This window comes from Pseudoxanthomonas sp. SORGH_AS_0997, from assembly GCF_031453535.1.
Taxonomy (GTDB): Bacteria; Pseudomonadota; Gammaproteobacteria; order Xanthomonadales; family Xanthomonadaceae; genus Pseudoxanthomonas_A; species Pseudoxanthomonas_A winnipegensis.
Genome location: NZ_JAVIZI010000001.1, coordinates 3,419,632 through 3,442,206 on the forward strand (window position 1 = coordinate 3,419,632; position 22,575 = coordinate 3,442,206).

Annotated in this window: 20 protein-coding genes and 1 pseudogene; 7 read left to right on the forward strand and 14 right to left on the reverse strand. The window is 70.2% G+C overall.

The window, feature by feature from the left end:
* Nucleotides 1-8: 8 nt before the first annotated feature.
* Together QE438_RS14920 and QE438_RS14925 are read right to left on the reverse strand one after the other, a co-directional pair.
* Nucleotides 9-395, reverse strand: a complete 387-nt coding sequence (locus QE438_RS14920; RefSeq protein WP_130520400.1) for a BON domain-containing protein — start codon at nt 393-395, stop codon at nt 9-11.
* A 114-nt stretch (nt 396-509) separates the two neighbouring features.
* Nucleotides 510-1,340: an arginine deiminase-related protein gene (locus QE438_RS14925; protein WP_306994576.1), complete on the reverse strand. Its 831-nt coding sequence runs from the start codon at nt 1,338-1,340 to the stop codon at nt 510-512.
* A gap of 153 nt (nt 1,341-1,493) precedes the next feature.
* Here QE438_RS14925 and QE438_RS14930 point away from each other — a divergent pair, with 153 nt between their 5' ends.
* Complete coding sequence (locus QE438_RS14930; protein WP_130524115.1) at nt 1,494-1,925, forward strand: Lrp/AsnC family transcriptional regulator; 432 nt, start codon at nt 1,494-1,496, stop codon at nt 1,923-1,925.
* A gap of 30 nt (nt 1,926-1,955) precedes the next feature.
* On the opposite strand, the gene QE438_RS14935 is transcribed toward QE438_RS14930, so the two are convergent.
* The 5 genes and pseudogenes from QE438_RS14935 to QE438_RS14955 all read right to left on the reverse strand — a co-directional run bounded on the left by QE438_RS14935 (nt 1,956) and on the right by QE438_RS14955 (nt 7,492).
* A complete protein-coding gene (locus tag QE438_RS14935; RefSeq protein WP_130524113.1) occupies nt 1,956-2,654 on the reverse strand; it encodes a 2OG-Fe(II) oxygenase in 699 nt (232 codons plus the stop codon).
* Nucleotides 2,655-2,674: 20 nt separating this feature from the next.
* Nucleotides 2,675-4,267: an APC family permease gene (locus QE438_RS14940; protein WP_306994573.1), complete on the reverse strand. Its 1,593-nt coding sequence runs from the start codon at nt 4,265-4,267 to the stop codon at nt 2,675-2,677.
* Nucleotides 4,268-4,379: 112 nt separating this feature from the next.
* A pseudogene (locus tag QE438_RS14945) lies at nt 4,380-5,382 on the reverse strand (class 1 fructose-bisphosphatase).
* Between the two features lie 371 nt (nt 5,383-5,753).
* The gene (locus QE438_RS14950) at nt 5,754-6,395 is read right to left on the reverse strand and encodes a response regulator transcription factor (protein ID WP_130524110.1); all 642 of its coding nucleotides are present in this window, start codon (nt 6,393-6,395) and stop codon (nt 5,754-5,756) included.
* On the reverse strand, nt 6,392-7,492 hold the full coding sequence (locus QE438_RS14955; RefSeq protein ID WP_306994569.1) for a histidine kinase: 1,101 nt from the start codon (nt 7,490-7,492) through the stop codon (nt 6,392-6,394). The genes QE438_RS14950 and QE438_RS14955 overlap by 4 nt, the downstream gene beginning before the upstream one ends.
* 160 nt (nt 7,493-7,652) lie before the next feature.
* Here QE438_RS14955 and QE438_RS14960 point away from each other — a divergent pair, with 160 nt between their 5' ends.
* The 4 genes from QE438_RS14960 (at nt 7,653) to dld (ending at nt 12,074) form a co-directional block, all read left to right on the forward strand.
* Entirely contained in the window at nt 7,653-8,228 is a 576-nt protein-coding gene (locus tag QE438_RS14960) for an isoprenylcysteine carboxylmethyltransferase family protein (RefSeq protein ID WP_306994567.1), read from the forward strand.
* Nucleotides 8,229-8,410: 182 nt separating this feature from the next.
* Nucleotides 8,411-9,226, forward strand: a complete 816-nt coding sequence (lldR, locus tag QE438_RS14965; RefSeq protein WP_306994565.1) for a transcriptional regulator LldR — start codon at nt 8,411-8,413, stop codon at nt 9,224-9,226.
* On the forward strand, nt 9,223-10,386 hold the full coding sequence (gene lldD, locus QE438_RS14970; RefSeq protein ID WP_306994563.1) for an FMN-dependent L-lactate dehydrogenase LldD: 1,164 nt from the start codon (nt 9,223-9,225) through the stop codon (nt 10,384-10,386). Before lldR ends, lldD begins: the two co-directional genes overlap by 4 nt.
* Nucleotides 10,383-12,074 carry a D-lactate dehydrogenase gene (dld, locus tag QE438_RS14975; RefSeq protein ID WP_306994561.1) on the forward strand — a complete coding sequence of 564 codons (1,692 nt, stop codon included), beginning with the start codon at nt 10,383-10,385 and terminating at the stop codon, nt 12,072-12,074. The genes lldD and dld overlap by 4 nt, the downstream gene beginning before the upstream one ends.
* 502 nt (nt 12,075-12,576) lie before the next feature.
* Here the strand turns inward: dld and QE438_RS14980 are convergent.
* Nucleotides 12,577-13,779 (reverse strand): amino acid aminotransferase, encoded by a 1,203-nt coding sequence (locus QE438_RS14980; protein ID WP_306994559.1) that lies wholly within the window; start codon nt 13,777-13,779, stop codon nt 12,577-12,579.
* A 243-nt stretch (nt 13,780-14,022) separates the two neighbouring features.
* Between QE438_RS14980 and QE438_RS14985 the strand changes: the two genes are divergently transcribed.
* Nucleotides 14,023-14,325 carry a YciI-like protein gene (locus tag QE438_RS14985; RefSeq protein WP_130520427.1) on the forward strand — a complete coding sequence of 101 codons (303 nt, stop codon included), beginning with the start codon at nt 14,023-14,025 and terminating at the stop codon, nt 14,323-14,325.
* A gap of 11 nt (nt 14,326-14,336) precedes the next feature.
* Nucleotides 14,337-14,540, forward strand: a complete 204-nt coding sequence (locus QE438_RS14990) for a hypothetical protein (protein ID WP_130534218.1) — start codon at nt 14,337-14,339, stop codon at nt 14,538-14,540.
* 483 nt (nt 14,541-15,023) lie between these two features.
* Here the strand turns inward: QE438_RS14990 and QE438_RS14995 are convergent, their stop codons facing one another.
* From QE438_RS14995 to QE438_RS15020, 6 genes are all read right to left on the reverse strand, one after another.
* Entirely contained in the window at nt 15,024-15,395 is a 372-nt protein-coding gene (locus tag QE438_RS14995; protein WP_130520430.1) for a DUF779 domain-containing protein, read from the reverse strand.
* Nucleotides 15,396-15,426: 31 nt separating this feature from the next.
* Entirely contained in the window at nt 15,427-17,565 is a 2,139-nt protein-coding gene (locus QE438_RS15000; RefSeq protein WP_306994557.1) for a TonB-dependent receptor, read from the reverse strand.
* Nucleotides 17,566-17,749: 184 nt separating this feature from the next.
* Nucleotides 17,750-18,778, reverse strand: a complete 1,029-nt coding sequence (gene adhP, locus QE438_RS15005) for an alcohol dehydrogenase AdhP (protein ID WP_306994554.1) — start codon at nt 18,776-18,778, stop codon at nt 17,750-17,752.
* Between the two features lie 129 nt (nt 18,779-18,907).
* Nucleotides 18,908-19,360 (reverse strand): azurin, encoded by a 453-nt coding sequence (gene azu, locus QE438_RS15010; RefSeq protein ID WP_130532263.1) that lies wholly within the window; start codon nt 19,358-19,360, stop codon nt 18,908-18,910.
* Between the two features lie 213 nt (nt 19,361-19,573).
* Nucleotides 19,574-20,806, reverse strand: coding sequence for a cytochrome c (locus QE438_RS15015; RefSeq protein ID WP_307184101.1), 1,233 nt, complete (start codon nt 20,804-20,806; stop codon nt 19,574-19,576).
* 24 nt (nt 20,807-20,830) lie between these two features.
* Nucleotides 20,831-22,543, reverse strand: coding sequence for a methanol/ethanol family PQQ-dependent dehydrogenase (locus QE438_RS15020; protein WP_130520440.1), 1,713 nt, complete (start codon nt 22,541-22,543; stop codon nt 20,831-20,833).
* Nucleotides 22,544-22,575: the final 32 nt, after the last annotated feature.

Below are 22,575 nucleotides of genomic sequence, written 5' to 3' on the forward strand. Positions count from 1 at the left end.
GACGCGGCTTACTTCTTGGTCGCCGCGACGACCTTCAGCTTGGTCGCGTTGACGCTCTTCACGCCTTCGATGGCCTTGGCCTTGGCAACGGTGCGGTCCTTCTCGGCCTTGGTGGCGGTGGTGCCGCTCAGCCAGACCACGCCGTCCTTGGTCTCCACCGACACGTCGGTGCCCGAGACGCCCTTGCTGGCCAGCAGATCGGCCTTGACCTTGGTGGTGATCCAGGTGTCGGTGCCCGGCTGGTCGGACTTGTCCGGCGGCATGGCGTCGCTGTGCTGCATGCCGGCGTGGTCCATCGGCTTGTCGGTCTGCGCGCTCTGCGCCCAGACCGGAGCCGACAGGCTCACGGTGAGCAGGGTGGCGATGGCGAGCGAAGTACGGTTGCGGAGTTTCATGGCGCGCTCCTTGATGGCGCTTTGGTGTGGCGCCACGGTGCACGCCCCCGCATTCAACGCCAGTGACTGAAAGCGCTTGCGCTTCGTCGCGCCGCCTGAACGCGCCGGGCAGGTCTAGTTCAGCCCCGGCTCGTCCAGCCGCAGCGTCAGGCACTTGGCCGAGCCGCCGGCCTTGAGGAACTCATCCAGCGGTGTCTCCCGCACGCGATAGCCGTGCGCGGCCAGCGCCTGGCGCAGCGCGGCACTGGCGCGGTTGAGGATCACCACATTGTCCAGGTTGACCGCGTTGCAGGCGAAGGCCAGCGCGTCTTCCTCGGACACCGCGATGCGCTTGGCTTCCGGCAGGCGTGCGGCGATGGCCGCCTGTGCGGTCTCGTCGAAGGCCGCGGGGAAGTACAGCAGCTCGCCGCCGGACAGCGGGCACAGGCAGGTGTCCAGGTGATAGAAGCGCGGATCGACCAGCCGCAGCGGCACCACCTCGAGGCCCAGCCGTTCCTGTAGTGCGGCGGCGGCGCGCGCATCGCTGCGGTGGCCATAGCCGAACCACAGCCGCGGCGCGGCGCGATCGAGCAGCGCATCGCCAGCGCCTTCGAACTCGATCCCGTCCAGCAGGTCCACTGCGAAGCGCGCCCCGGCGAACCACTGGGTGAAATGCGGCTCCTCGCCGGCGCGCTCAGCATGGCGGAAGCGGCTGGGCACGGCCAGGTCGCGATAGACCAGCCCGGCGTTGGCGGTGAACACCATGTCCGGCAGGCCCGGCACGTGCGGGATCAGTTCCACGTCGGCCGCATCGGCCACCAGGGCGCGCAGGTTCTCCCACTGGCGCTGCGCGCGGCCGCGGTCGGCCTGGTCGCGGTTGCCGGTCATCCAGGGGTTGATGTCGTAGTCCACCGAGAAGTGCGTGGGCGGGCACATCAGCACGCGCGGGCGGGGCGAGGTCGACATGGGCAAGCGTCTCGTGATTGGCGTTGTGGCATCCTAGGCCGCGCGCAAACCAGCAAGAAGCGCGCAGATCGCCAGTGTTTGCCGGATTTCTGTCAAATCGATGACAGGCGCTGGCGAATCGCCAGACTTCCATTCGCCCTCCGGAGGCCCGCCATGGCCGAAGCCCTCGACGCCCTGGACCAGGATCTCATCGCTTTGTTACGGGCCGACAGCCGCACGCCTGCCGCGCTGCTGGCCAAGCAGCTCAAGGTCTCGCGCAGCACCGTGCAGAACCGCATCACCCGCCTGCAGCGCAGCGGCCTGCTGCTGGGCTTCACCATCCGCCTGGCCAACGAGGACGGCCTGCACGGCGTGCGCGCCATCACCCAGATCGAGGTCCGCGGCGGCGCCACCGACAAGGTCGTGGCCGCCCTGCGCCGCCTGCCGGAGGTGGTGAGCGTGTATTCCACCAACGGCCGCTGGGACCTGGTGGCCGAGGTGCGCACCGACGACCTGGCCGGCTTCGACCAGGCCCTGCGCCGCCTGCGCGACATCGAAGGCATCGCCGCCTCCGAGACCAGCCTGCTGCTGGCCGAACAGCGCTAGCGCGCCTGATGCCGCGACAGCACCGGGGCCTTAGCCGCCGTAGAGCTTGGTCGCGGGCTGGAACAGCACCCAGCTGGTGGCGATGTACTTGTCGCCGCCCTGCGGACGGTTGCCGCGGTGGGTGTGGGTGAAGGCGGCCGGGGCGATCAGCAGGCTGCCGGTGCGCGGGGCGATCTTGCGCTGCTGGTGGAAGAACTCGGTCTCGCCGGCCTGAAAGCCATCGTTGAGGTACAGCGTCCACAGCAGGTGGCGGTGCAGGGTCTCGGCCTGCTTGTCCTTCGGGTACAGCTCGCAGTGCCAGTAGGGGTAGCCGCCTTCGCCGGCGCGGTAGCGCTGCAGGTTGATCCGCCCGGGGCGGAACACCGCCGTCATCAGGTCGGACAGGGTGGCGTCGTCGATCGTCTCCAGGTCTTCGTAGCCGATGCGCCGCGCGCTGCCGCCCTGCGGGGTGTACTGCAGCATCACCGGCGCGATCAGCGCGAACGGATAGGTGCGCAGGTATTCCTTGAGCCCGGCGAACACCGCCTGGTTGAGCGCCTGTTCCACGTCGGCCCAGCCGTGCTGGCCGCTGATGGCGATGTCGCTCGAGCGCTTGAGCTCAGGGAAGTGGCCGCCGCCGACCCGGCCCGGCGCTTCCTGGCCGCTGGCTTCGAAGCGGGCGACGATGGCGGCGCAGGTGTCGGCGGGGACGGCCCCGTCGATCACCGCGATGAGATCCTGTTCGTGCATGGCCTGCACGATAGCAGCGCTCAGCGATTCGTGGCCTCGCCCAGCGCCGGCGTGCGCCAGCCGGCGCGCACGCCCCACAGGTAGAACACCACGCCCACCACCGCCACCACGGCCAGGTCCATGCCGTAGCTCAGGTAGCCGTGGCCGCCGAAGGTGGTGCTGCCGCCCCAGGACAGCAGCGCCACCGCAGGCAGGTAGGCCAGCAGCCAGGCCGCGCCGCGCAGCTGGCGGCGCAGGTCCGGCCAGCCGCGGCGGTGCTGCGACCAGGCGTAGACCGGCAGGGCCACGGCCATCAGCAGGATGATCTCCCCGGTCAGCGGCCAGCGCGCCCAGTACAGCAGCTCGGTGGCCATGACGAAGGCCACGCCGGCCAGCAGCGGCAGGCCGGGCAGGCGCAGCGGACGCGGCAGGTCCGGCGCGCTGCGGCGCAGCGCCATCGCGCTGACCGGGCCGGTGAGGTAGGAGATGATCGTCGCCACCGAGATCACCGCCGCCAGCGTGCCCCAGCCGCGGAAGAAGAACAGGAACAGGTAGGACACCACCAGGTTCAGCCACATCGCCGGGCGCGGCACGCCCCAGCGCGGATGCAGCCGGCCAAGCAGCGCCGGCAGCGTGCCGTTGCGCTCCATGCCGTAGATCATGCGCGAGGTGGTGGCGGTGTAGGTGATGCCGGTGCCCGAGGGGCTGATGAAGGCATCGGCGTAGAGCAGCATCGCCAGCCAGTGCAGGTTGACGATGATCGCCAGCTCGGCGAACGGCGAGCGGAAGTCGATGCCGTGCCAGCCGGCCTTGGCCAGCAGGTCCGGCGGCACCGCGCCCAGGTAGGCCACCTGAAGGATCAGGTAGATCACCGTGGCCAGCGCGATCGAGCCGAGCACGGCGAAGGGGATGCTGCGGCCCGGGTTGCGCGCCTCGCCGGCCAGGTTCACTGGGCTCTGGAATCCGTTGAAGCTGAACACGATGCCGGCCGTGGCCACCGCGGTCAGCACCGCGGCCAGGTCCAGCGTGTCGCGCCCGCCGTGCACGCCGACCGAGAAGTTCTCCTGGTGGAAGCCGCTGGCGATCAGCGCCACGCCGGTGGCCGCCGGCACCACCAGCTTGAACACGGTGATGGCCGTGTTGGAGTGGGCGAAGAGCTTGACGCTCCAGAAGTTCAGGAAGAAGTACACCAGCACCAGCGCGGCGGCGATCAGCAGCCCGGGCTCGGCCAGCTCGCCCTGGCCACCCGGCAGATGCATGTACAGCGCCTGCGCCCAGGGATAGGGCCACGACGCCATGTACTGGACCGAGGCCTCGGCCTCGACCGGGATCACCGAGACGATGGCGATCCAGTTGGCCCAGCCGGCGATGAAGCCCACCAGGGCGCCGTGCGAATAGTGGCTGTAGCGCACCATGCCGCCGGATTCGGGGAACATCGCGCCCAGCTCGGCATAGGTCAGGGCGATGGTGGTGATGATGGCCGCGCCAAACACCCAGGCCCAGATCGCGCCCGGACCGGCCAGGCCCGCCGCGCGCCAGGCGCCGAAAAGCCAGCCCGAGCCGATGATCGAGCCCAGGCCGGTGAGCATGAGCGCGAAGGGGCCGACATCGCGGCGCGGGGAAGCTGAAGCCATGGGACAAGCACCTGTTCGGACGCCGCCTGGACGCGGCCGGAAGCCCGGGATTGTCTCAGGAAGCTGACGCCGACGTCAGGTGGCGGTCATCCGTGGCCCGCGGCGCGGGGCCTCAATCGGCGTGATAGCGCTCGGCCGCCTCGACTTCCTCGCGCGAGCCGATGAACACCGGCACGCGCTGGTGCAGCTGATCGGGCTGCAGGTCCAGGATGCGGGCGCGGCCGGTGCTGGCCAGGCCGCCGGCCTGCTCGATCAGCAGGCCCATCGGGTTGGCCTCGTACATCAGGCGCAGCTTGCCGGCCTTGGACGGGTCCTTGAGGTCGCGCGGATAGATGAAGATCCCGCCGCGGGTCAGGATGCGATGCACGTCGGCCACCATCGAGGCGATCCAGCGCATGTTGAAGTCCTTGCCACGCGGGCCGTCCCGGCCGGCCAGCAGGTCGGCCACGTAGGCCTGCATCTGCGGCTCCCAGTGGCGCTGGTTGGACATGTTGACGGCGAACTCGGCGGTCTGCGCCGGCACCTGCATGCGCGGCTGGGTCAGCACGAACAGGCCCTGCTCGCGATCCAGGGGTGAAGCCGTGGGTGCCGTGGCCGGTGGTCAGCACCAGCATGGTCTGCGGCCCGTAGATGCAGTAGCCGGCGGCGACCTGGTCGCGGCCGGGCTGCAGGAAGTCGGCGTCGGTGGGCGATTCGACATGGTCCTTCGGGCAGCGCAGCACCGAGAAGATGGTGCCCACCGAGACGTTGACGTCGATGTTGGAGCTGCCGTCCAGCGGGTCGAACAGCAGCAGGAACTCGCCGTGCGGATACTCGTCCGGCACCGGCATGGCGTAGTCCATCTCCTCCGAGGCGCAGGCGGCCAGGTGGCCGCCCCAGGCGTTGGCTTCCAGCAGGATGTCGTTGCTGATCACGTCCAGCTTCTTCTGCGCCTCGCCCTGCACGTTGCCGGTGCCGGCCTCGCCCAGCACGCCGCCCAGCGCGCCCTTGCTCACCGCCACCGAGATGCTGGTGCAGGCGCGCACGACGACGGAAATCAGCTGGCGCAGTTCGGCGCTGATACGGCCGGCGCGCTGTTCTTCGACCAGGTAGCGGGTCAGGGTGACGGGCTGCATCGTGGTGGGGACCTTCGGGCGACGTGGGGGCCGGCATTGTCGCCGCAATCGTGTGACCGCGGATATGTCAGCGACGAATCTCGTTGTCCGGCGACGCAGCCGCCGTCGCCTTTGCCGCTGCTTTTGCTTCTGCTCCTGCCCCCTCCCTTTCGCGAAGCGAAGGGGAGGGCTGGGGAGGGGTTGGCTTTTGTTCTTGCCTTTGCTTTTGCTGTTACCTGCGGCAAGAAGCAACAGCAACACCAACCTCAACAGCAAAAGCCAACCCCTCCCCCTCAGTCGCTAGCCGCGACTTCGAGCTCCCCTGCTTCGCAAGGGAGGGGGCAGGAGCGCGTCGCCGGTTGTGGACGCGCGATGCTCCGCCCGAGGCAGCCTCAAATCACCCGCAGCGTGATCGCCTTGAGCACCGCCCGGGTGCGGTCGCGGGTGCCGAGCTTGTCCAGGATCACCGACACATAGTTCTTCACCGTGCCTTCGGCCAGAAACAGCGTGCGTGCGATCTCCTTGTTGGAATACCCGCCGGCCAGCAGCCGCAGGATCGCCACCTCGCGCTCGTTGAACGGCTCGCGCGGGGCGTCCTGCTCGCGGTAGGCGTAGCGCGCCCGCACCGGCTCGGTGCTGACCGGCTGCAGCAGCGTGTCGCCGCCGGCCACGCGCACGATGGCATCGCGCAGATCCTCCGGCGCGGCGTCCTTGAGCAGGAAGCCCTGCGCACCGGCCTCGGTCGCACGCAGCAGCAGGTCGGCATCGTCGAAGGTGGTCAGCAGCAGCAGCGGGGTGGCATCGCCGGCCGCGCGCAGCCGGGTCAGCGCCTCGATGCCGTCCACGCCGGGCATGCGGATGTCGCTGAGCACCACGTCCACCGGCTGGGCGGCCAGGCGCTCGATCAGCTCGGCGCCATCGCTGACCTCGAACGCCACCGCGATGCCCTGCTGCTGCAGCAGCGCGCGCAGGCCGGCGCGCACCAGCGCCTGATCGTCGGCCAAAGCGACGGTGATGGAAGCGGAGGGGCTCATGCGGGGATCCTGGCGGTCAGGCGCAACGCGCCGTGGGGGGTGAGATCGATGTCCAGGCGGCCGTGCGCGGCGGCGATGCGCTCGCGCATGCCGGACAGGCCATTGCCTTCGCGCAGACGCGCGGCGCGCTGGCCGTTGTCCTCGATGCGCAGCAGCAGCGCCTCGCCCTCGCGCGCCAGGCGCACGTGCAGCGTGTCGGCATCGGTGTGGCGGGCGGTGTTGGTCAGGGCCTCCTGCACCACGCGCAGCAGGGTCTCGGCCAGGGCCGGGTCGGTGACGGTGGCGTCGGCGGCGATGTCCAGCGCCAGCGCCGGGCGCGGCAGCGGCGCGGCCAGCGCGCGCAGCGCGGTATGCAGGTCCAGCCCGCGCGTGTCGCGCAGGGCCTGGACCACGCTGCGGATGTCGTCGAGCAGCTCGCTGGACAGCTGCTGGGCGATGCGCACCTCGCTGCGTTCGGCCAGGGCCGGGTCGCCGGCCAGCGCACGCAGGTTGAGCTTCATCGCGGTGAGCTTGTGCCCGGCCACGTCGTGCAGCTCGCGCGCCACGCGCAGGCGCTCGGCGTCGCGCGCGCTGTCGGCCAGCAGCGCGCGCGTGGCCAGCAGGTCGGCATTGACCAGGGCCAGCGCGTCGCGCGTGCGTTCGGCATTGCGCGCGTAATAGGCCACCAGCGCCGAGAACGCCTGGAAGCTGGCGTAGATGACCACCATCAGCCACTGCCGCCTGACATCCACCGCATCCAGCGTCAGGTACAGGCCCACATTGATCGCCACGCCAAAGGCCAGCACCACCGCCGGCCGCCAGCACATGGCCGCATGCGCCACCAGCATCACCAGCAGCACCGGCGCGGTGCCGGCGCGCGGTTCCAGGTAGACCAGCCACAGCGCCAGCGCCGCCTGCACGCACAGCGCCGCATCGCGCAGGACCGCGTGGCCCTTGATCCAGTCGTAGGCGATGAACAGCCCGGCGAAGCCGCCCAGCAACCACCAGCGCAGCACGCCGCCATCGGCCTCGAAGCCGAACGACAGCGTCACCGCGGCGATGGTGATCAGGCCGGCGATATTGAGGGGCTCGAAGAACTCGCGCAGGGTCGGTCGCATGGACCGATGCTCGCCCGCCCCCGCGCAGCCGGCAATGGGCGGGCGGCAAGTCGTGACTTCCGGCAGGTCGTGTCGATGACGCTCGGCACCGGCCTGTGACGCAGGCCCGGCGCACACTGATCCCACTGCGCGACAACGCGCCCAGCCGGAAGCCATCGCCATGACCGTCGACCTGCCGCAACTGCTGTTCTGGATCGCCTGCGCCGCGTGGTGGGCGGTGGAAGTGTTCATCAGCCACCGGCGCCGCAGTCAGGACGATCCGGCGCGCGACGGCGGCACGCTGCGCATGCTGTGGACGGTGCTGTATGCGGCGATCTTCGTCGGCGTGGTGCTGAGCGTGCTGGGCATCGGCCGCTGGCCGCCGGGTTGGCGCCTGCCGCTACTGTGGACCGGCACGGCGATGGTGGTCGGCGGGCTGGCGTTCCGGCTGTGGGCGATCGCGGTGCTGGGGCGGCAGTTCACCGTGGATGTGGGCATCCAGCCCGGCCATGCGCTGATCACCGCCGGGCCGTATCGCTGGCTGCGCCATCCGTCCTACACCGGCGCGCTGGCGTGCTTCTACGGCCTGGGCGTGGGCCTGGGCAGCTGGGCCTCGCTGGCGGTGATCGCGCTGGCGGCGACGGCGGCCTTCGCCCGCCGCATGCGGGTAGAGGAAGCGGTGCTGGCCCAGGCCTTCGGCACGGCCTGGGACGCGCACGCCCGCCGGACGTGGAAGGTGTGGCCTGGTGTGTGGTGATTGGTCGGACCTCTTGAGGCGATAATCGTCGCGATTGACATCGCCCGAGTGGGTGGCGCCTAATTTAGGCCAGGCCGAGCGTAATTTGGTATGACCAATTGAGTGGCGATCGCACGCAGGTGCGGCGCGCCACCGGCCGATGGGACGGGCGAGGGCGCCCGGCCGCCGCCGCGAGTCCTGCCATGCCCCGATCCCACCCCCTGTCCGCTGATGCCCCGCCCGTCGCCACGCGCCCGGCCGAGCGCGTCCCCGACCGCGTGGCGGCCCAGCTGCGCGCGCTGATCGACCGCCGCGGGCTCAAGCCCGGCGAACGCCTGCCGGCCGAACGCGCCCTGGCCCTCGAACTGGCGGTCTCGCGTTCGGCCCTGCGCGAGGGCATCGCCCAGCTGGCCAGCCAGGGCCTGCTGGTCAGCCGGGTCGGCGGCGGCACCTATGTGCGCGCGCCGGCGCCGCTGGACGCGGCCCTCGATGCGCAGCTGGCGCCGTACCTGCCGCTGTTCCAGGGCGACCCGGAATACCGCTTCGACGTGCTGGAGATCCGCCACGCGCTGGAAGGCGCCACCGCCTGGCACGCAGCCCAGCGCGCGACCGAGGCCGACCGCGCGCGCATCGCCGCCGCCTTCGAGGCGCTCCTGGCCGCGCATGAGCAGGGCGATGCGGCCCGCCAGGCCCAGGCCGATGCGGACTTCCACCTGGCCATCGCCGAGGCCTCGCACAACCTGGTGCTGCTGCAGGTGATGCGCGCGCTGTTCCGGCTGCTGCAGTCCAACATCTCGCAGAACCGCGAGAAGCTCTACACCTCGCCGCAGACCTTCGCACCGCTGCTGGCCCAGCACCGCGCGCTGAAGGACGCGGTACTGGCCGGCGATGCCGACCGCGCGCGCCATGCCGCGCACGAGCACCTGGCCTTCGTGCACGGCTCGCTCAAGACCCTCGACGAGGACGAGGCGCGCCGCGCCCGCGCCTCGCGCCTCCCACCGGACCGCCCGCTGCCATGATCATCGCCTCCTCCACCGATTACCGCGCCGCCGCCCAGCGCCGGCTGCCGCCGTTCCTGTTCCACTACGCCGACGGCGGCGCCTACGCCGAGCGCACGCTGGCGCGCAACGTGACCGACCTGGGCGAGATCGCCCTGCGCCAGCGCGTGCTCAAGGACATGTCGCAGCTGGACCTGTCGACCACGCTGTTCGGCGAGACCCTCGCCATGCCCGTGGTGCTGGGGCCGGTCGGCCTGACCGGCATGTTCGCCCGCCGCGGCGAGGTCCAGGCCGCGCAGGCCGCCGCGCGCAAGGGCATCCCCTTCACCCTATCCACCGTCTCGGTGTGCCCCATCGAGGAAGTCGCGCCGACGCTGACGCGGCCGATGTGGTTCCAGCTGTACGTGCTCAAGGACCGCGGCTTCATGCGCCACGCGCTGGAGCGCGCGCAGGCCGCCGGCGTCAGGACGCTGGTGTTCACCGTGGACATGCCGGTGCCCGGCGCGCGCTATCGCGACATGCACTCGGGCATGAGCGGGCCGAACGCGGCGCTGCGCCGCTACTGGCAATCGCTGACCCATCCGCGCTGGGCGTGGGACGTGGGCCTGCACGGCCGCCCGCACGACCTGGGCAATGTCTCGCGCTACCTGGGCAAGCCGACCGGGCTGGAGGACTACATCGGCTGGCTGGCGGCCAACTTCGATCCTTCGATCTCGTGGAAGGATCTGGAGTGGATCCGCGAGTTCTGGAAGGGCCCGATGCTGATCAAGGGCATCCTCGATGCGGACGACGCGCGCGATGCGGTGCGCTTCGGCGCCGACGGCATCGTGGTGTCCAACCACGGCGGGCGCCAGCTCGACGGCGTCCTGTCCAGCGCACGCGCGCTGCCGGCCATCGCCGATGCGGTCAAGGGCGACATCAAGCTGCTAGCCGACTCCGGCATCCGCACCGGCCTGGACGTGGTGCGCATGCTCGCCCTGGGCGCCGATGCGGTGCTGCTGGGGCGGGCCTGGCTGTACGCGCTGGCCGCGGCCGGCGGCGCCGGCGTGGAGCATCTGCTGGGCCTGATCGAGAAGGAAATGCGCGTGGCCATGACGCTCACCAGCACGCGCAGCATCGCCGACATGGGCCCGCACATGCTGGTGCCCGCCGACGCGCTGCCGGCCGACCGCCTGCCGTGAGCGCGCGCGGCGACGCGGCCCTGCTGGACACGTTGCGCGGCATCGTCGGCCGCCGCCACGTGCTGACCGACGACAAGCGCACGCGCCGCTTCCGCAAGGGCCAGCGCTTCGGCGAAGGGCCGGTGCTGGCGGTGGTCCAGCCGGGCACGCTGGTGGAGCAGTGGCGCGTGCTGCAGGCCGCCGTGGCCGCCGATGTGATCGTGATCCTGCAGGCCGCCAATACCGGCCTGACCGGCGGCTCGACGCCCGATGGCGAGGACTACGAGCGCCCGGTCCTGCTGCTCAGCACGCTGCGCCTGACCGGGGTGCAGCTGATCAACGACGGCGCCCAGGTGGTGTGCCTGCCCGGGGCCACGCTGGATGCGCTGGAGCGCGCGCTGGCGCCGCTGGGGCGCGAGCCGCATTCGGTGATCGGCTCGTCCTGCATCGGCGCCTCGGTGCTGGGCGGGGTGTGCAACAACTCCGGTGGTGCGCTGGTGCGGCGCGGCCCGGCCTATACCGAGCTGGCCCTGTACGCACAGCTGGGCGCCGACGGCGTGCTGCGCCTGGTCAACCACTTAGGCATCGCGCTGGGCGAGGACCCAGAGGACATGCTCACGCGGCTGCAGGCCGGGCGGTACACCGCGGCCGATATCGTCAACGATCCGTCCAGGGCCGCCTCCGACCACACCTATGCCGCGCACGTGCGCCAGGTCGATGCCGCCACGCCGGCGCGCTTCAACGCCGACCCGACGCGGCTGCACGAGGCCTCGGGCTCGGCCGGCAGGCTGGCGCTGTTCGCCGTGCGCCTGGACACCTTCCCGAAGGAGGACACGGTGGTGTTCTACGTCGGCAGCAACGCGCCGGACGACCTCACCGCCGTGCGCCGGCATCTGCTGACCGCGCTGCCGTCGCTGCCGGTGGCCGGCGAGTACATCCATCGCGACGCCTACGACATCGGCGAGCGCTACGGCAAGGACACCTTCCTGCTGATCGACCGCCTCGGCACCGTGCGCGTGCCCAGGGCGTTCGCGCTGAAGAGCCGCGTCGATGCGTTCTTCGAGCGGCTGGGGCTGCACGGGGTCAGCGACCGCGCGCTGCAGCGCCTGGCCGGCCTGCTGCCGCCTCACCTGCCGCGGCGCATGACCGAGTTCCGCGCGCGCTTCGAGCACCACCTGCTGATCCGCGTGGCCCGGGACAGCGCCGAGTCGACCGCCGCCTTCCTGCGCGCGTATTTCGCCGGACGCGAGGGCGACTGGTTCCAGTGCGATGCGGAGGAGGGGCGCAAGGCTTTCCTGCACCGCTTCGCCATCGCCGGTGCGGCGATCCGCTACCGCCAGGTGCACCGCGACCGCGTCGAGGACATCGTCGCCCTCGACATCGCCCTGCGCCGCGACGACCGCGACTGGGTCGAAACCCTGCCCGCGGACCTGGACGACCAGCTCATCGCCAAGCTCTACTACGGCCACTTCTTCTGCCACGTGTTCCACCAGGACTACATCGCGCGCAAGGGCAGCGACCCGCTGGCGATCGAGCATGCGATGTGGAAGCGCCTGGACGCGCGCGGCGCCGAATACCCGGCCGAGCACAACGTCGGCCACCTCTACCGCGCTAAGCCGGCGCTGGCCGCCTTCTACCGCCAGCTCGACCCGACCAACCGCTTCAACCCCGGCATCGGCCAGACGCCGCGGGGGCGCGGGTGGGTGTAGGGGGCGCAGATGGGGAAACCAGGGAGGAGTGAGCGGAGAGGAGTGAGCGGGAGCCGCGCGTGGGCGAATCTGCGTGGCCTTCCGCGCTTCGTTGCCTGCTTCCGACATTCAAGCACGATGCCCAACGCCGTCATTCCCGCGAAAGCGGGAATCCATGGACGTTGGCGCTTCGGCGCGAAAGTCCCTGGGTTCCCGCTTTCGCGGGAACGACGATAGTGGGTTCCGAGGCGGCACTGGGCAGGTGGCGCTGAGATCGCAAAAAAGAGCGAGCAAGGGCTGCACGTGCGCGCACCCTCCCACTCGGCGCCCGCTTCCTGACTGAGCTCGCTTCCGACGTCCCAGCGCGATGCTCAACCCCATCATTCCCGCGAACGCGGGAATCCAGTGCCTTTCAAGCGGAAGCTAACGTCCATGGATTCCCGCTTTCGCGGGAATGACGGTGAGTGAGAGGTGAGAAGTGAGACATCCGCTCACTCCTCGCCCTCGCCTCACCCACGCACGACTAGCCCTTGACCACCTGGGCGATGGCCTGGGCGACGCGCTCCAGGTTGCCGGCGTTGAGCGCGGCCACGCAGATGCGGCCCGAGCCGATGGCGTAGATGGCGTGTTCCTCGCGCAGGCGGTCCACCTGGTCCCGGGTCAAGCCCGAGTAGCTGAACATGCCGGCCTGCTTGGAGATGAAGCCGAAGTCGCCGGCGCCGGCGTCGGCCAGCTTCTGCACCAGGCCCGCGCGCAGCGAATGGATGCGCTCGCGCATGGCGGTCAGCTCGTCTTCCCACTCCGCGCGCAGCTCGGGGTTGTTCAGCACACCGGCCACCAGGGCGGCGCCGTGCGTGGACGGGCTGGAGTAGATGGTGCGGATGATGCGCTTGACGTGCGACTGCACGGCCTTGGCCTGCTCGGCGGTGGCCGCCACGATCGACAGCGCGCCCACGCGCTCGCCGTACAGCGAGAACGACTTGGAGTACGAGCTGGCGACGATGAAATCGCTGATGCCGGCGTCGACGATCACCTGCAGCGCGGCCGAGTCCTCGCGGATGCCCTTGTCGAAGCCCTGGTAGGCCAGGTCGATGAAGGGGAACAGGTCGCCCTCCTTCAACACCTGCGCCACCTGCTTCCACTGCTCGACGGTGAGGTCGGCGCCGGTGGGGTTGTGGCAGCACGCGTGCAGCAGCACGGTGGTCTTGGGCTTGAGCGCCTTCAGGTCGGCCAGCATGCCGGCGAAGTCCACCCCGTGGGTGGCCGCGTCGAAGTAGGTGTACTCGCCGACCTCGAAGCCGGCGGCCTCGAACACGGCGCGGTGGTTCTCCCACGAGGGCTTGCTCAGCGCCAGGGTGGCGTGCGGCAGCAGCTTGCGCAGGGTCTCGGCGCCCACGCGCAGCGCACCGCTGCCGCCGACGGTCTGGGTGGTGGCCACGCGGCCGGCGGCCAGCAGCGGCGAATCCTTGCCGAACAGCAGCTCGCGGGTGGCCTGGGTGTAGGCCGGCAGGCCGTCGATCGGCAGATAGCCGCGCGGCTTGGCCTCCAGCGCCAGGGCTTCCTCGACCTTGGCCACGGCCTTGAGCAGCGGGATGCGGCCGGTTTCGTCGTAGTAGATGCCCACGCCCAGATTGACCTTGCCCGGGCGGGGATCGTGGTTGTAGGCCTCGGTCAGGCCCAGGATGGGATCGCCCGGGACCTGTTCAACGGATGCAAAAGAAGACACGGCGTGACTCGACATGGCGGGAGGAAGGGGGCGCGACGCGGCGCGTTCCGCGTGCCGGCGGCGATGGCCCCCGGCGCGCGAAAGGGCGCCAATCGTAGCAGGCGCGGGCAAGCGCAGAGCGCGCAACGGCGCGGGTTTGTCCCATCCTGCGGTGGTTGCGGGCGACACCATTCAGCCGCGCGGCGCGATTGAAGCCGGCCTGGCCGGGGACCACACTGGGCGCCTGCCTCACCGGAGCCGCCCATGCACTTCCTGCTGTTCTACCAGACCGCCCCGGACTACCTGCAGCGCCGCCCGCTGCATCGGGCCGCCCATCTGGCCTATGCGCGCCAGGCGGTGGCGCGCGGGGAGCTGGTGCTGGGCGGCGCGGTCGGCGATCCGCCCGAGTCGGCGCTGCTGCTGTTCCAGGGCGAGGACGACAGTGCTGCGCGGCGTTTCGCCGAAGGCGATCCCTACGTGGTCGAGGGCATCGTCGCCAGCTGGACGGTGAGGCCGTGGACCACGGTGGTTGGCGCCGACGCGGCGCATCGCGTGCCGCTCGGCTAGCGGCGCGCGCGATGGACACCGCGAATCTGATCTGGGGGTTGCTGTTCGGCGCGATCGGAAGCGGCTATCTGGTGTATGGGGTGCGGCAGCGGGCGCTGGTGCCGGCGTTGTGTGGCTTGGCGTTGGGGGTGTTCACTTGGTTTGTGGATAGCGCTTGGGTGACGTTTGTGGTGGGGGTGGGGTTGATGGCGGTGCCGTACTTTGTGCGGTTCTGAGGGCGTGCTTGGGCGCACGCCTCTGCGCCTTGAGTTAAAAGCACGCGCCTGCGGCGCGCTTGATGCAAAGGCTTTCGCGCCTACGGGCGCGAGCTACTTTTGTCTTGTCAAAAGTAGCCAAAACCGCTTCTCGCCGGACGCACGCCGATGCTTCGCATCGGTCCCCTGCGCTCCTCGCGAAGCAGGGCACGGCGCCCAAACTCGCTTCGCTCAAACAGGGCGCCTCTTCGGCCCTGCTTCGCTGCGGTGCTCGGCGTGCTTTATGGCTCAGACAGGTGAAGCGAAGCGCAAGCTCTCGAGCAACAGCAACAGCAACAGCAACAGCAACAGCAACAGCAACAGCCGAAGCAGCCCTTTCAGATCGTCATTCCCGCGAACGCGGGAGGCGCTTCACAACAGCGCGCAGCGCTGGTCATCCAGGGACTTTGCTCTTGCGCACTTGCCTCCGAGCGACGCCAACGGCGCAAGCGGCGAAGGTGGAACCTAAACCTTCCCCTCCGCCTGCAACGCTTCGAACTCCTCGTCCGCGAACAGCCGCGAGCGCACCAGGAAGCGCACCCCCTCGCCGTTGTCCAGCGAGAACATCCCGCCGCGCCCGGGCACCACATCGATGATCAGCTGGGTGTGCTTCCAGTATTCGAACTGGGAGGGGCTGATATAGAAATCCGCCCCGCCGATCTCGCCCAGGCGCACGTCGCGGTCGCCGACGATGAAGTCGCCGACCGGGTAGCACATGGGCGAGGAGCCGTCGCAGCAGCCGCCGGACTGGTGGAACAGCACCGGGCCGTGGCGGCCGCGCAGCCGCTCGATCAGCTGCAGGGCGGGCAGGGTGGCGATGACCTGGCGGGTGTCCATGACGGGCTCCTGATGGGTTGAGGGGGGGCGATCAGCCGTCGCCGCCCCAGGTCCAGCGTGCGCCGACCATGACGCCGCGGCCCGGACCGGGTTCGTAGTAGCGGCCATTGCCTTCGTTGACGATGACCGAGCCGATGTAGCGCTGATCCAGCGCGTTGTCCACGCGCACGAAGCCCTTCAGCGCGCCGCTGGCGTAGCGCCAGCGATAACCGGCCTCGAGCCCGACCAGGAAGTACCCCGGCGCGCGCGCCGTGCCGGCGTCGTTGACGGTGACATCGCCCACGCCTTCCCCGTCCAGCTGCGCGCTCCAATCGCCGTGGCGCCAGCCCAGGGTCGCGTTGAGCTGGTTGCGCGCGGTGCCCGGGATGCGCGTGCCGGCGGCCACCAGGGTGGTGGGGTTGTTGCAGCCGGCGGCGGTGCAGATCGGGAAGCTGTCGCGGAAGGTGGCGTCCAGATAGGTATAGGCCAGATCCAGCGACCAGTCCTGCGCCAGCGGCAGGCCGGCGCTCAGCTCCACGCCCTGGCGGCGCGCGCTGCCGACGTTGCGATAGCTGCTGCGGCCGCCGACGTTGCGGGCCACGGCCAGCTCGTCGTCGGTGTTGGCGCGGAACAGCGCCAGCTCGGCATGCGCGCCGGACTGGGCATGCCACTTGGCGCCCAGCTCGACATTGCGGCTGATCGAGGGCTGCAGGTCGAAGGCCAGCCCCGCCCCGCCATCGGCGCGGTAGCCGATCTCGTTGAAGGTCGGCGTCTCGAAGCCGCGCCCGGCCGACACGTACAGGCTCAGGTCCTCGCGCGCGGCGAAGCTCAGGCCGGCCACCGGCGTGGTCTCCGAATAGGTGCGCCGGCCGCTGTCGTCCGGGTTGCCGGCGGTGATGTAGAAGTCGCGCGAGGAGAAGCGCACCTGGCTATGGCGCAGGCCGGCCAGCAGCGACAGGCGCGGCATGAATTCCCAGTAGGCCTGCGCGTACTGGTCGAAGTTCTCCACCACATCGCGCTCGTTGCGGCGCAGCCGGCCGCGCACGCCCAGCGTGCTGCCGACGAAGTTCTCGTAGCCGCGCCGCTGCTGGCGCTGCTTCTCGAAATTGGTGCCGGCGGTGAACTCGAGCGGCCGCCCGGCCGCCTCGCCCTGCCACGACCAGCGCCCGTCGGCGCCGCCGTAGTCGCTGTCCAGGTCGATCACGCCGCCGGCCTGCAGGGGATTGGCCTGGGTCGCGGCGGGAATGGACTGGTACTGCACCACTTTGCGGTTGCCGCCCCAGGCGGACACGCGCACGGTCTGCTGCGCGCTCAGCGGCAGGGTGTAGAGCGCGCCCAGCTGGTTCTGCTGCACCGACTTGCGGGTGTCGTACTGCTCGGCCTGCGGCGTGGCCTGGGTGCGGTCGGCGTTGACCTGCGCCTTGGTCAGGCCCAGCGGATCCTGCGCATCGCTGCGGAAGGCGTTGCCGACCAGGTCCAGCGTGCCGGCGCTCCCCAAGTCGAAGGTGAACTTGGCATTGCCCGAATCGCGGTCGGCCGCGCTGTGCTGGCGATAGCCGTCGGTCATGAAGCGCTGCACGGCCACGTTGTAGCCCACCGCGCCGGCGGTGCCACGCACGCGGGCGCCGGCGGTCCAGCTGTCGTCGCGGCCGTAGGTGGTCTGCACCGTGAGCTCGGGCGCCTGGGTCGGCGCGGCGCTCCACAGCTGGATCACCCCGCCGGAGGAATTGCCGTACAGCGCCGAGAACGGCCCGCGCAGCACGTCCACGCGGCCGCCGCCGAGCAGGTTGAAGTGCGAGACCTGGCCCTGGCCGTCGGGCATCGCCGCCGGGATGCCGTCGGCATATAGGCGGATGCCGCGCACGCCGAAGGTGGTGCGCGCGCCGAAGCCGCGCACCGACAGCTGCGTGTCCTGGGCGTAGTTCTGCCGGTCGCGCGCCAGGATGCCGGGCACGCCCTGCAGCTCGTCGGACAGGTTGACGTCGTTGTGGCCGCCTTCGCCCAGGTCGATGCTCGACACCGACGCGGGCACGCGGAAGGCCGGGACGCGCTCCAGGCGCGTGGTCACCACGATGCGGTCCAGGGTGAGCGCATCGGTCGGCGCGGCGGGCTCGTCGGCCAGGGCAGGGGCGGAGGCGGACAGCGCGGCCAGGCAGGCCGCGTACAGCGAAGTCGGGCGAAAACGGGTCATCAACGTCAAGGCATCATGGGGAAGGAAAGAAGGCGCACCGCGCAGCCTCGGGCTACGCGGGTGGCGCGTGCGTCGGCAGGCCGGGCGCACGCGACTAGGAGAACACGCCGGTCCACCGCAAGGGTGAAGATCCGCGTGCGCGACGCGGATCCCACTGGCGAGCGCGGTGCGCAAGCATGGCCTGTTATGCCGCCATGTCCAGCACTACGCGGCCTTCGATCTGGCCGGCGTGCATCCTGGCGAACACCGCGTTGATGTTGTCCAGCGTGTCGGTGGTCACCGTCGCGGCGACCTTGCCGGCCTGGGCGAACTCCAGCGACTCCTGCAGGTCCAGGCGCGTGCCGACGATGGAGCCGCGCACGGTCACCCCGTTGAGCACCATGCCGAAGATGTCCAGCGGGAACTGGCCCGGCGGCAGGCCGTTGAGCGAGACCGTGCCGCCGCGGCGGACCATGCCAATGGCCTGCTCGAAGGCCTTGGGCGAGACCGCGGTGACCAGCGCGCCGTGCGCGCCGCCGATCTCTTTCTTCAGATACGCCACCGGATCGGTGGTGCGCGCGTTGACCGTCACCGTCGCGCCCAGGCGCGTGGCCAGCGCCAGCTTGGCGTCGTCCACGTCCACCGCGGCCACGTTCAGCCCCATCGCCTTGGCGTACTGCACCGCCATGTGGCCCAGGCCGCCGATGCCGGAGATCACCACCCAGTTGCCGGGCCGGGTGTCGGTGACCTTCAGGCCCTTGTACACGGTGACGCCGGCGCACAGGATCGGCGCGACCTCGACGAAGCCGACGTTCTTCGGCAGATGGCCGACATAGCCGGCGTTGGCCAGCGCGTACTCGGCGAAGCCGCCGTTGACCGAGTAGCCGGTGTTCTGCTGCGCCTCGCACAGCGTCTCCCAGCCGCCCAGGCAGTGCTCGCAGTGGCCGCAGGCCGAGTACAGCCACGGGATGCCGACGCGGTCGCCTTCCTTGACGTGGGTAACGCCTTCGCCGACGGCCACGACATGCCCGACGCCCTCGTGGCCGGGGATGAAGGGCGGGTTGGGCTTGACCGGCCAGTCGCCCTCGGCCGCGTGCAGGTCGGTATGGCATACGCCGCAGGCTTCGATCTTGACCAGCAGATCGCCGGCCCTGGGCCGCGGCACGGTCACTTCCTCGATCGTCAGCGGCTGGCCGAAGGCGCGGACCACGGCGGCTTTCATCGTCTTGTTCATGGCATTCACAGCTCCTGTGGGGGTGTCTCCAGCCGCAGGCTAGGCCGACGCATCGGCCCCCGCCTTGATCCCGGTCAATTCCCCGACCCGTCGATTCCCGAGCCGTGACGCATGCACGGCCGCGGTGGCTCAGCCGAAGACGAACTTGCCCTTCATCAGCGTGGAGTGGCCCGGGAAGGAGCAGAAGAAGCTGTAGTCGCCGCCCTTGGTCAGCTTGGACGTGGAGAAGGTCACCGTGTCGCGCTGACCGCCGCCGATCACCTTGGTGTGGGCGATCACGCGTTCGTCGCCGGCCTTGATGAACCCGGCGGCCATGCCGGCCTTCATGCCATCGGCATCGATGCCGGCCATGTCGGCCGTCTTGGCCAGCACCCAGTCGTGGCCCATCACGTTGGCGGCCAACTTGCCGGTATGGGTCAGGGTCACGCTCACCTGGGTGCAGGCCGCGTCGATCCGGATCTCGGTCTTGTCGAACTTCATCGCATCGTCGCCGCTGATGGCGACGTTGCAGGTCTTGGCGAACGCGGTCGGGGCCAGGCAGGCCAGGCACAGCAACAGCAGGGTGGGGATCAGCTTGCGCATCGGGTTGGGTCCTCAGGTCGTGCGGGGTAAGGAGAGACGAGCGGCGGCTCCAACAAGGGCCCACGCCGCACGCATCCCCCGCGGATGCGCACGGCGTGGGGTGGAACGCCAGAAGCGCGCGCGCAGACCGGAGTCGAGCCGCCTGCGCCCGTCGATCGCCCGTCGCCGGGCTGCGACCGCAGCGCGTGGACGCGCGTCGCGGCGGCGTTGCGCTTACGGCTCGTTGCCGCGGTAGACCAGCGGCTCCTTGGAGGCCTTGGCCTCGTCGAAGGTCAGCGGCTTGTCGCCGGCCGGGTAGCCGTTCTCCTGCAGGATGAAGGCCATGATGTTGGCGTAGGTGTCATGGTCCAGGCTGGCCGGCTGGGTGGCGGGCATGTTCTGCGAGACGATGGTGAAGATGTCGCCCACGTGGAAGCCCGCCGCCGGGTTGGCGAAGTGCTTGCCCTTCAGTGCCGGGCCGGCGCGGCCGGCCAGCGTGTCGCCGTGGCACAGCGCGCAGTTGTCGGCGTACTCCTGCTTGCCCTTGTCGGCCTGCGCGGCGGTGAACAGCTTGGGCGCATCGCCGGCCGCGGCCGTGGCGGCCGCTGCAGGGCCTGCGCCGGCGCCGTTCCAGGCCAGCTGCGCGCCGCGCCTGAACATCGCCTGCGTGGTCGCGTTGGCCTGGGCCTTGCCGCTGCCTTGTGGCGTGGCCAGCACCGCGTAGGGATCGAGCAGCCTGCCCAGCGTGCCGTCGGCGCCGAGCGTGGCGACGCTGGCCTCGAAGGCCTGTGCGGCCGCGGCGTTGGCCGGGTCGTACAGGGCCACCAGGTTCCAGCGCGCATGCGGCTCGTCCAGCTCGGCGTAGTCGAACGGCGCGGCGTCCTTGTGCGCGCTCAGCCAGCCGACCACCGCCGGACGCCACAGCATGGCCGCACCGACCTTGTGCTGCTCCAGCGCCTCGATGGCGTCGTCGTTGGTCAGGTGCACGTCGGCCTGCAGCTTCGGGTAATCGGCGAAGTACAGGTTGGGCGTGGTCTGGTAGGTCACCGCGACCGGGCTGCCCGCCGGCAGCGTGGCCAGCGATCGGGCCTGGCTGCCGTGCGGGGTGACCAGCACGAAGCCGGTGCGCCCGTAGGCGGCGGTGGCCTTGAGGCCCTCGGGCACGCCCGAGGCGCTGGCATCGACCGGGAAGCCGAGCACCAGCTGGCAGTCCTTGGCCGCCAGCTTGTTGAACTCCTTCAGGTCGAAGCCTTCATCGTCATCGCCGGTGCCATCGAACTCGTGCACCGACAAGGTGGTCTTCTGCTGCTTGGCCACGGCCGCGGCGATGGCCTTGTCCATCGCCGCGGTCGGGCTGGAGCTGTCCACGCAGACCGAGACGGCGGCCTGGGCGGCGCCGATGCCGCCGGCGCACAGCGCCAGCGACAGGACGGAACGGAGGAGGGTGGGGTGCGGGGTGTGTTTCATGGCCTGGCTCCGGGGTGCGAATGCTTACAGCGAGAACACGTACAGGTGGCCGCCGAGCGGGATGTTGCGGACCTTCGGGTCCTTGGCCATCTCGCCGCCCCAGATCGGCACGCCGCCGCCCCAGCCCGCGTACACGCCGACGTACTGCTTGCCGTTGACGGTCCAGGTGGAGGGCACGCCCAGCACGCCGGAGGCCATCTGTGGGCTCTTCCACAGGACCTTGCCGGTCTTGGCGTCGAAGGCGTACAGGTAGCCATCGGCGCTGCCGGAGAACAGCAGGCCGCCGGCGGTGGTCAACATGCCGCCGTTCCACGGCAGCTCGGACGGGAAGTTCCAGACCTGCTTGCCGGTGTTCAGATCGATCGCCTGCACCGCGCCCCAGTGGTTGGGGAAGGCCGGGTCGCGCTTGACCAGGAAGGTCTCGCCCAGGAACGGCAGGCCGGCCTTGTAGCTGACCGCCGCGCCCTTCATGGTCATGCAGGTGTGCAGGGTCGGCACGTAGGCCATGTGCGTGTCGGGGCTGACCGAGATCGGCCACCAGTTCTTGCCGCCCAGGAAGCTGGGGCAGGTGAACACTTCCTTGTCCACGGTCGGGCGCATCGCCGGATCGGTGACCGGCTTGCCGTCCTTGAAGCCGCTGACCGAGGTGGCCGTGGCGAACTTCTCGGCGTAGATCAGCTTGCCGTTGGTGCGGTCGATCGCATAGAACCAGCCGTTGCGGCTGGCGCTGACGATGGCCTTGTACTTCTTGCCCTTGTAGGTGATGTCGGTCAGCACCGTCTCGTTGGTGCCGTCGTAGTCCCAGGTGTCGTTGGGCGTGTACTGGTAGTGCCACTTGATCTTGCCGTCGGCCGGGTTCACCGCGATGACCGAGTCGGTGTACAGGTTGTCGCCCGGGCGCAGCGTGGCCAGCCACGGGCCGGGATTGCCCACGCCCCAGAACAGCGTGTCGGTGTCGGCGTCGTAGCTGCCGGTCAGCCAGGCCGCGCCGCCGCCGGTCTCGGCCGCGCCCTTGGGCCAGGTGTCGCCGCCCGGCTCGCCCGGCAGCGGTATGGTGTGCAGCTTCCACACCTGCTTGCCGGTCTTGGCGTCCAGCGCCTCGATGAAGCCGCGCGCGCCGTACTCGCCGCCGGACACGCCCACGATCACCTTGCCCTTGACCACCAGCGGGGCCAGGGTCATCGCATAGCCCACATCGGGCGCGTTGAGCTGCTCGTTCCAGGCCACATCGCCGGTCTGCGCGTTCAGCGCGACCACGTGGTTGTCCAGGGTGGCCATGTAGACCTTGTCCTCGTACAGCGCCACGCCGCGGTTGACCACGTCGCAGCAGATGGTCTTCAGGCCGACGTTGGACAGGTCGTGGGCGTACTCCCACAGCTTCTTGCCGGTGCTGGCCTGGAAGGCGATCAGGTGGTTCTTCGGCGTGGTGATGAACAGGTAGTCGCCGTTGACGATCGGCGGGGCCTCGTGGCCCATGTCGAACTCGCTCTTCCAGTCCCAGGCCGGCTTGAGGTTGGCCACGTTGCCGGTGTCGATGGTCTTGAACGGCGCATAGCCGCGGCTGGTGTAGTCGCGGCGGTACATCAGCCAGCCGCTGTCGCTGGCGGCGGCCTTCAGGCGCGCGTCGGTCACCGGGGCATACGGGGCATCGGCGGCGCTGGCCGCGCCGCTGCAGGCCAGCACGCTGGCCACGGCCAGCGCCTTGAGCGCCTGGGTGGTGGGACGATGGATGTGCATGTGTCGCTCTCCTGGGTAATGGGTTGCCTTGG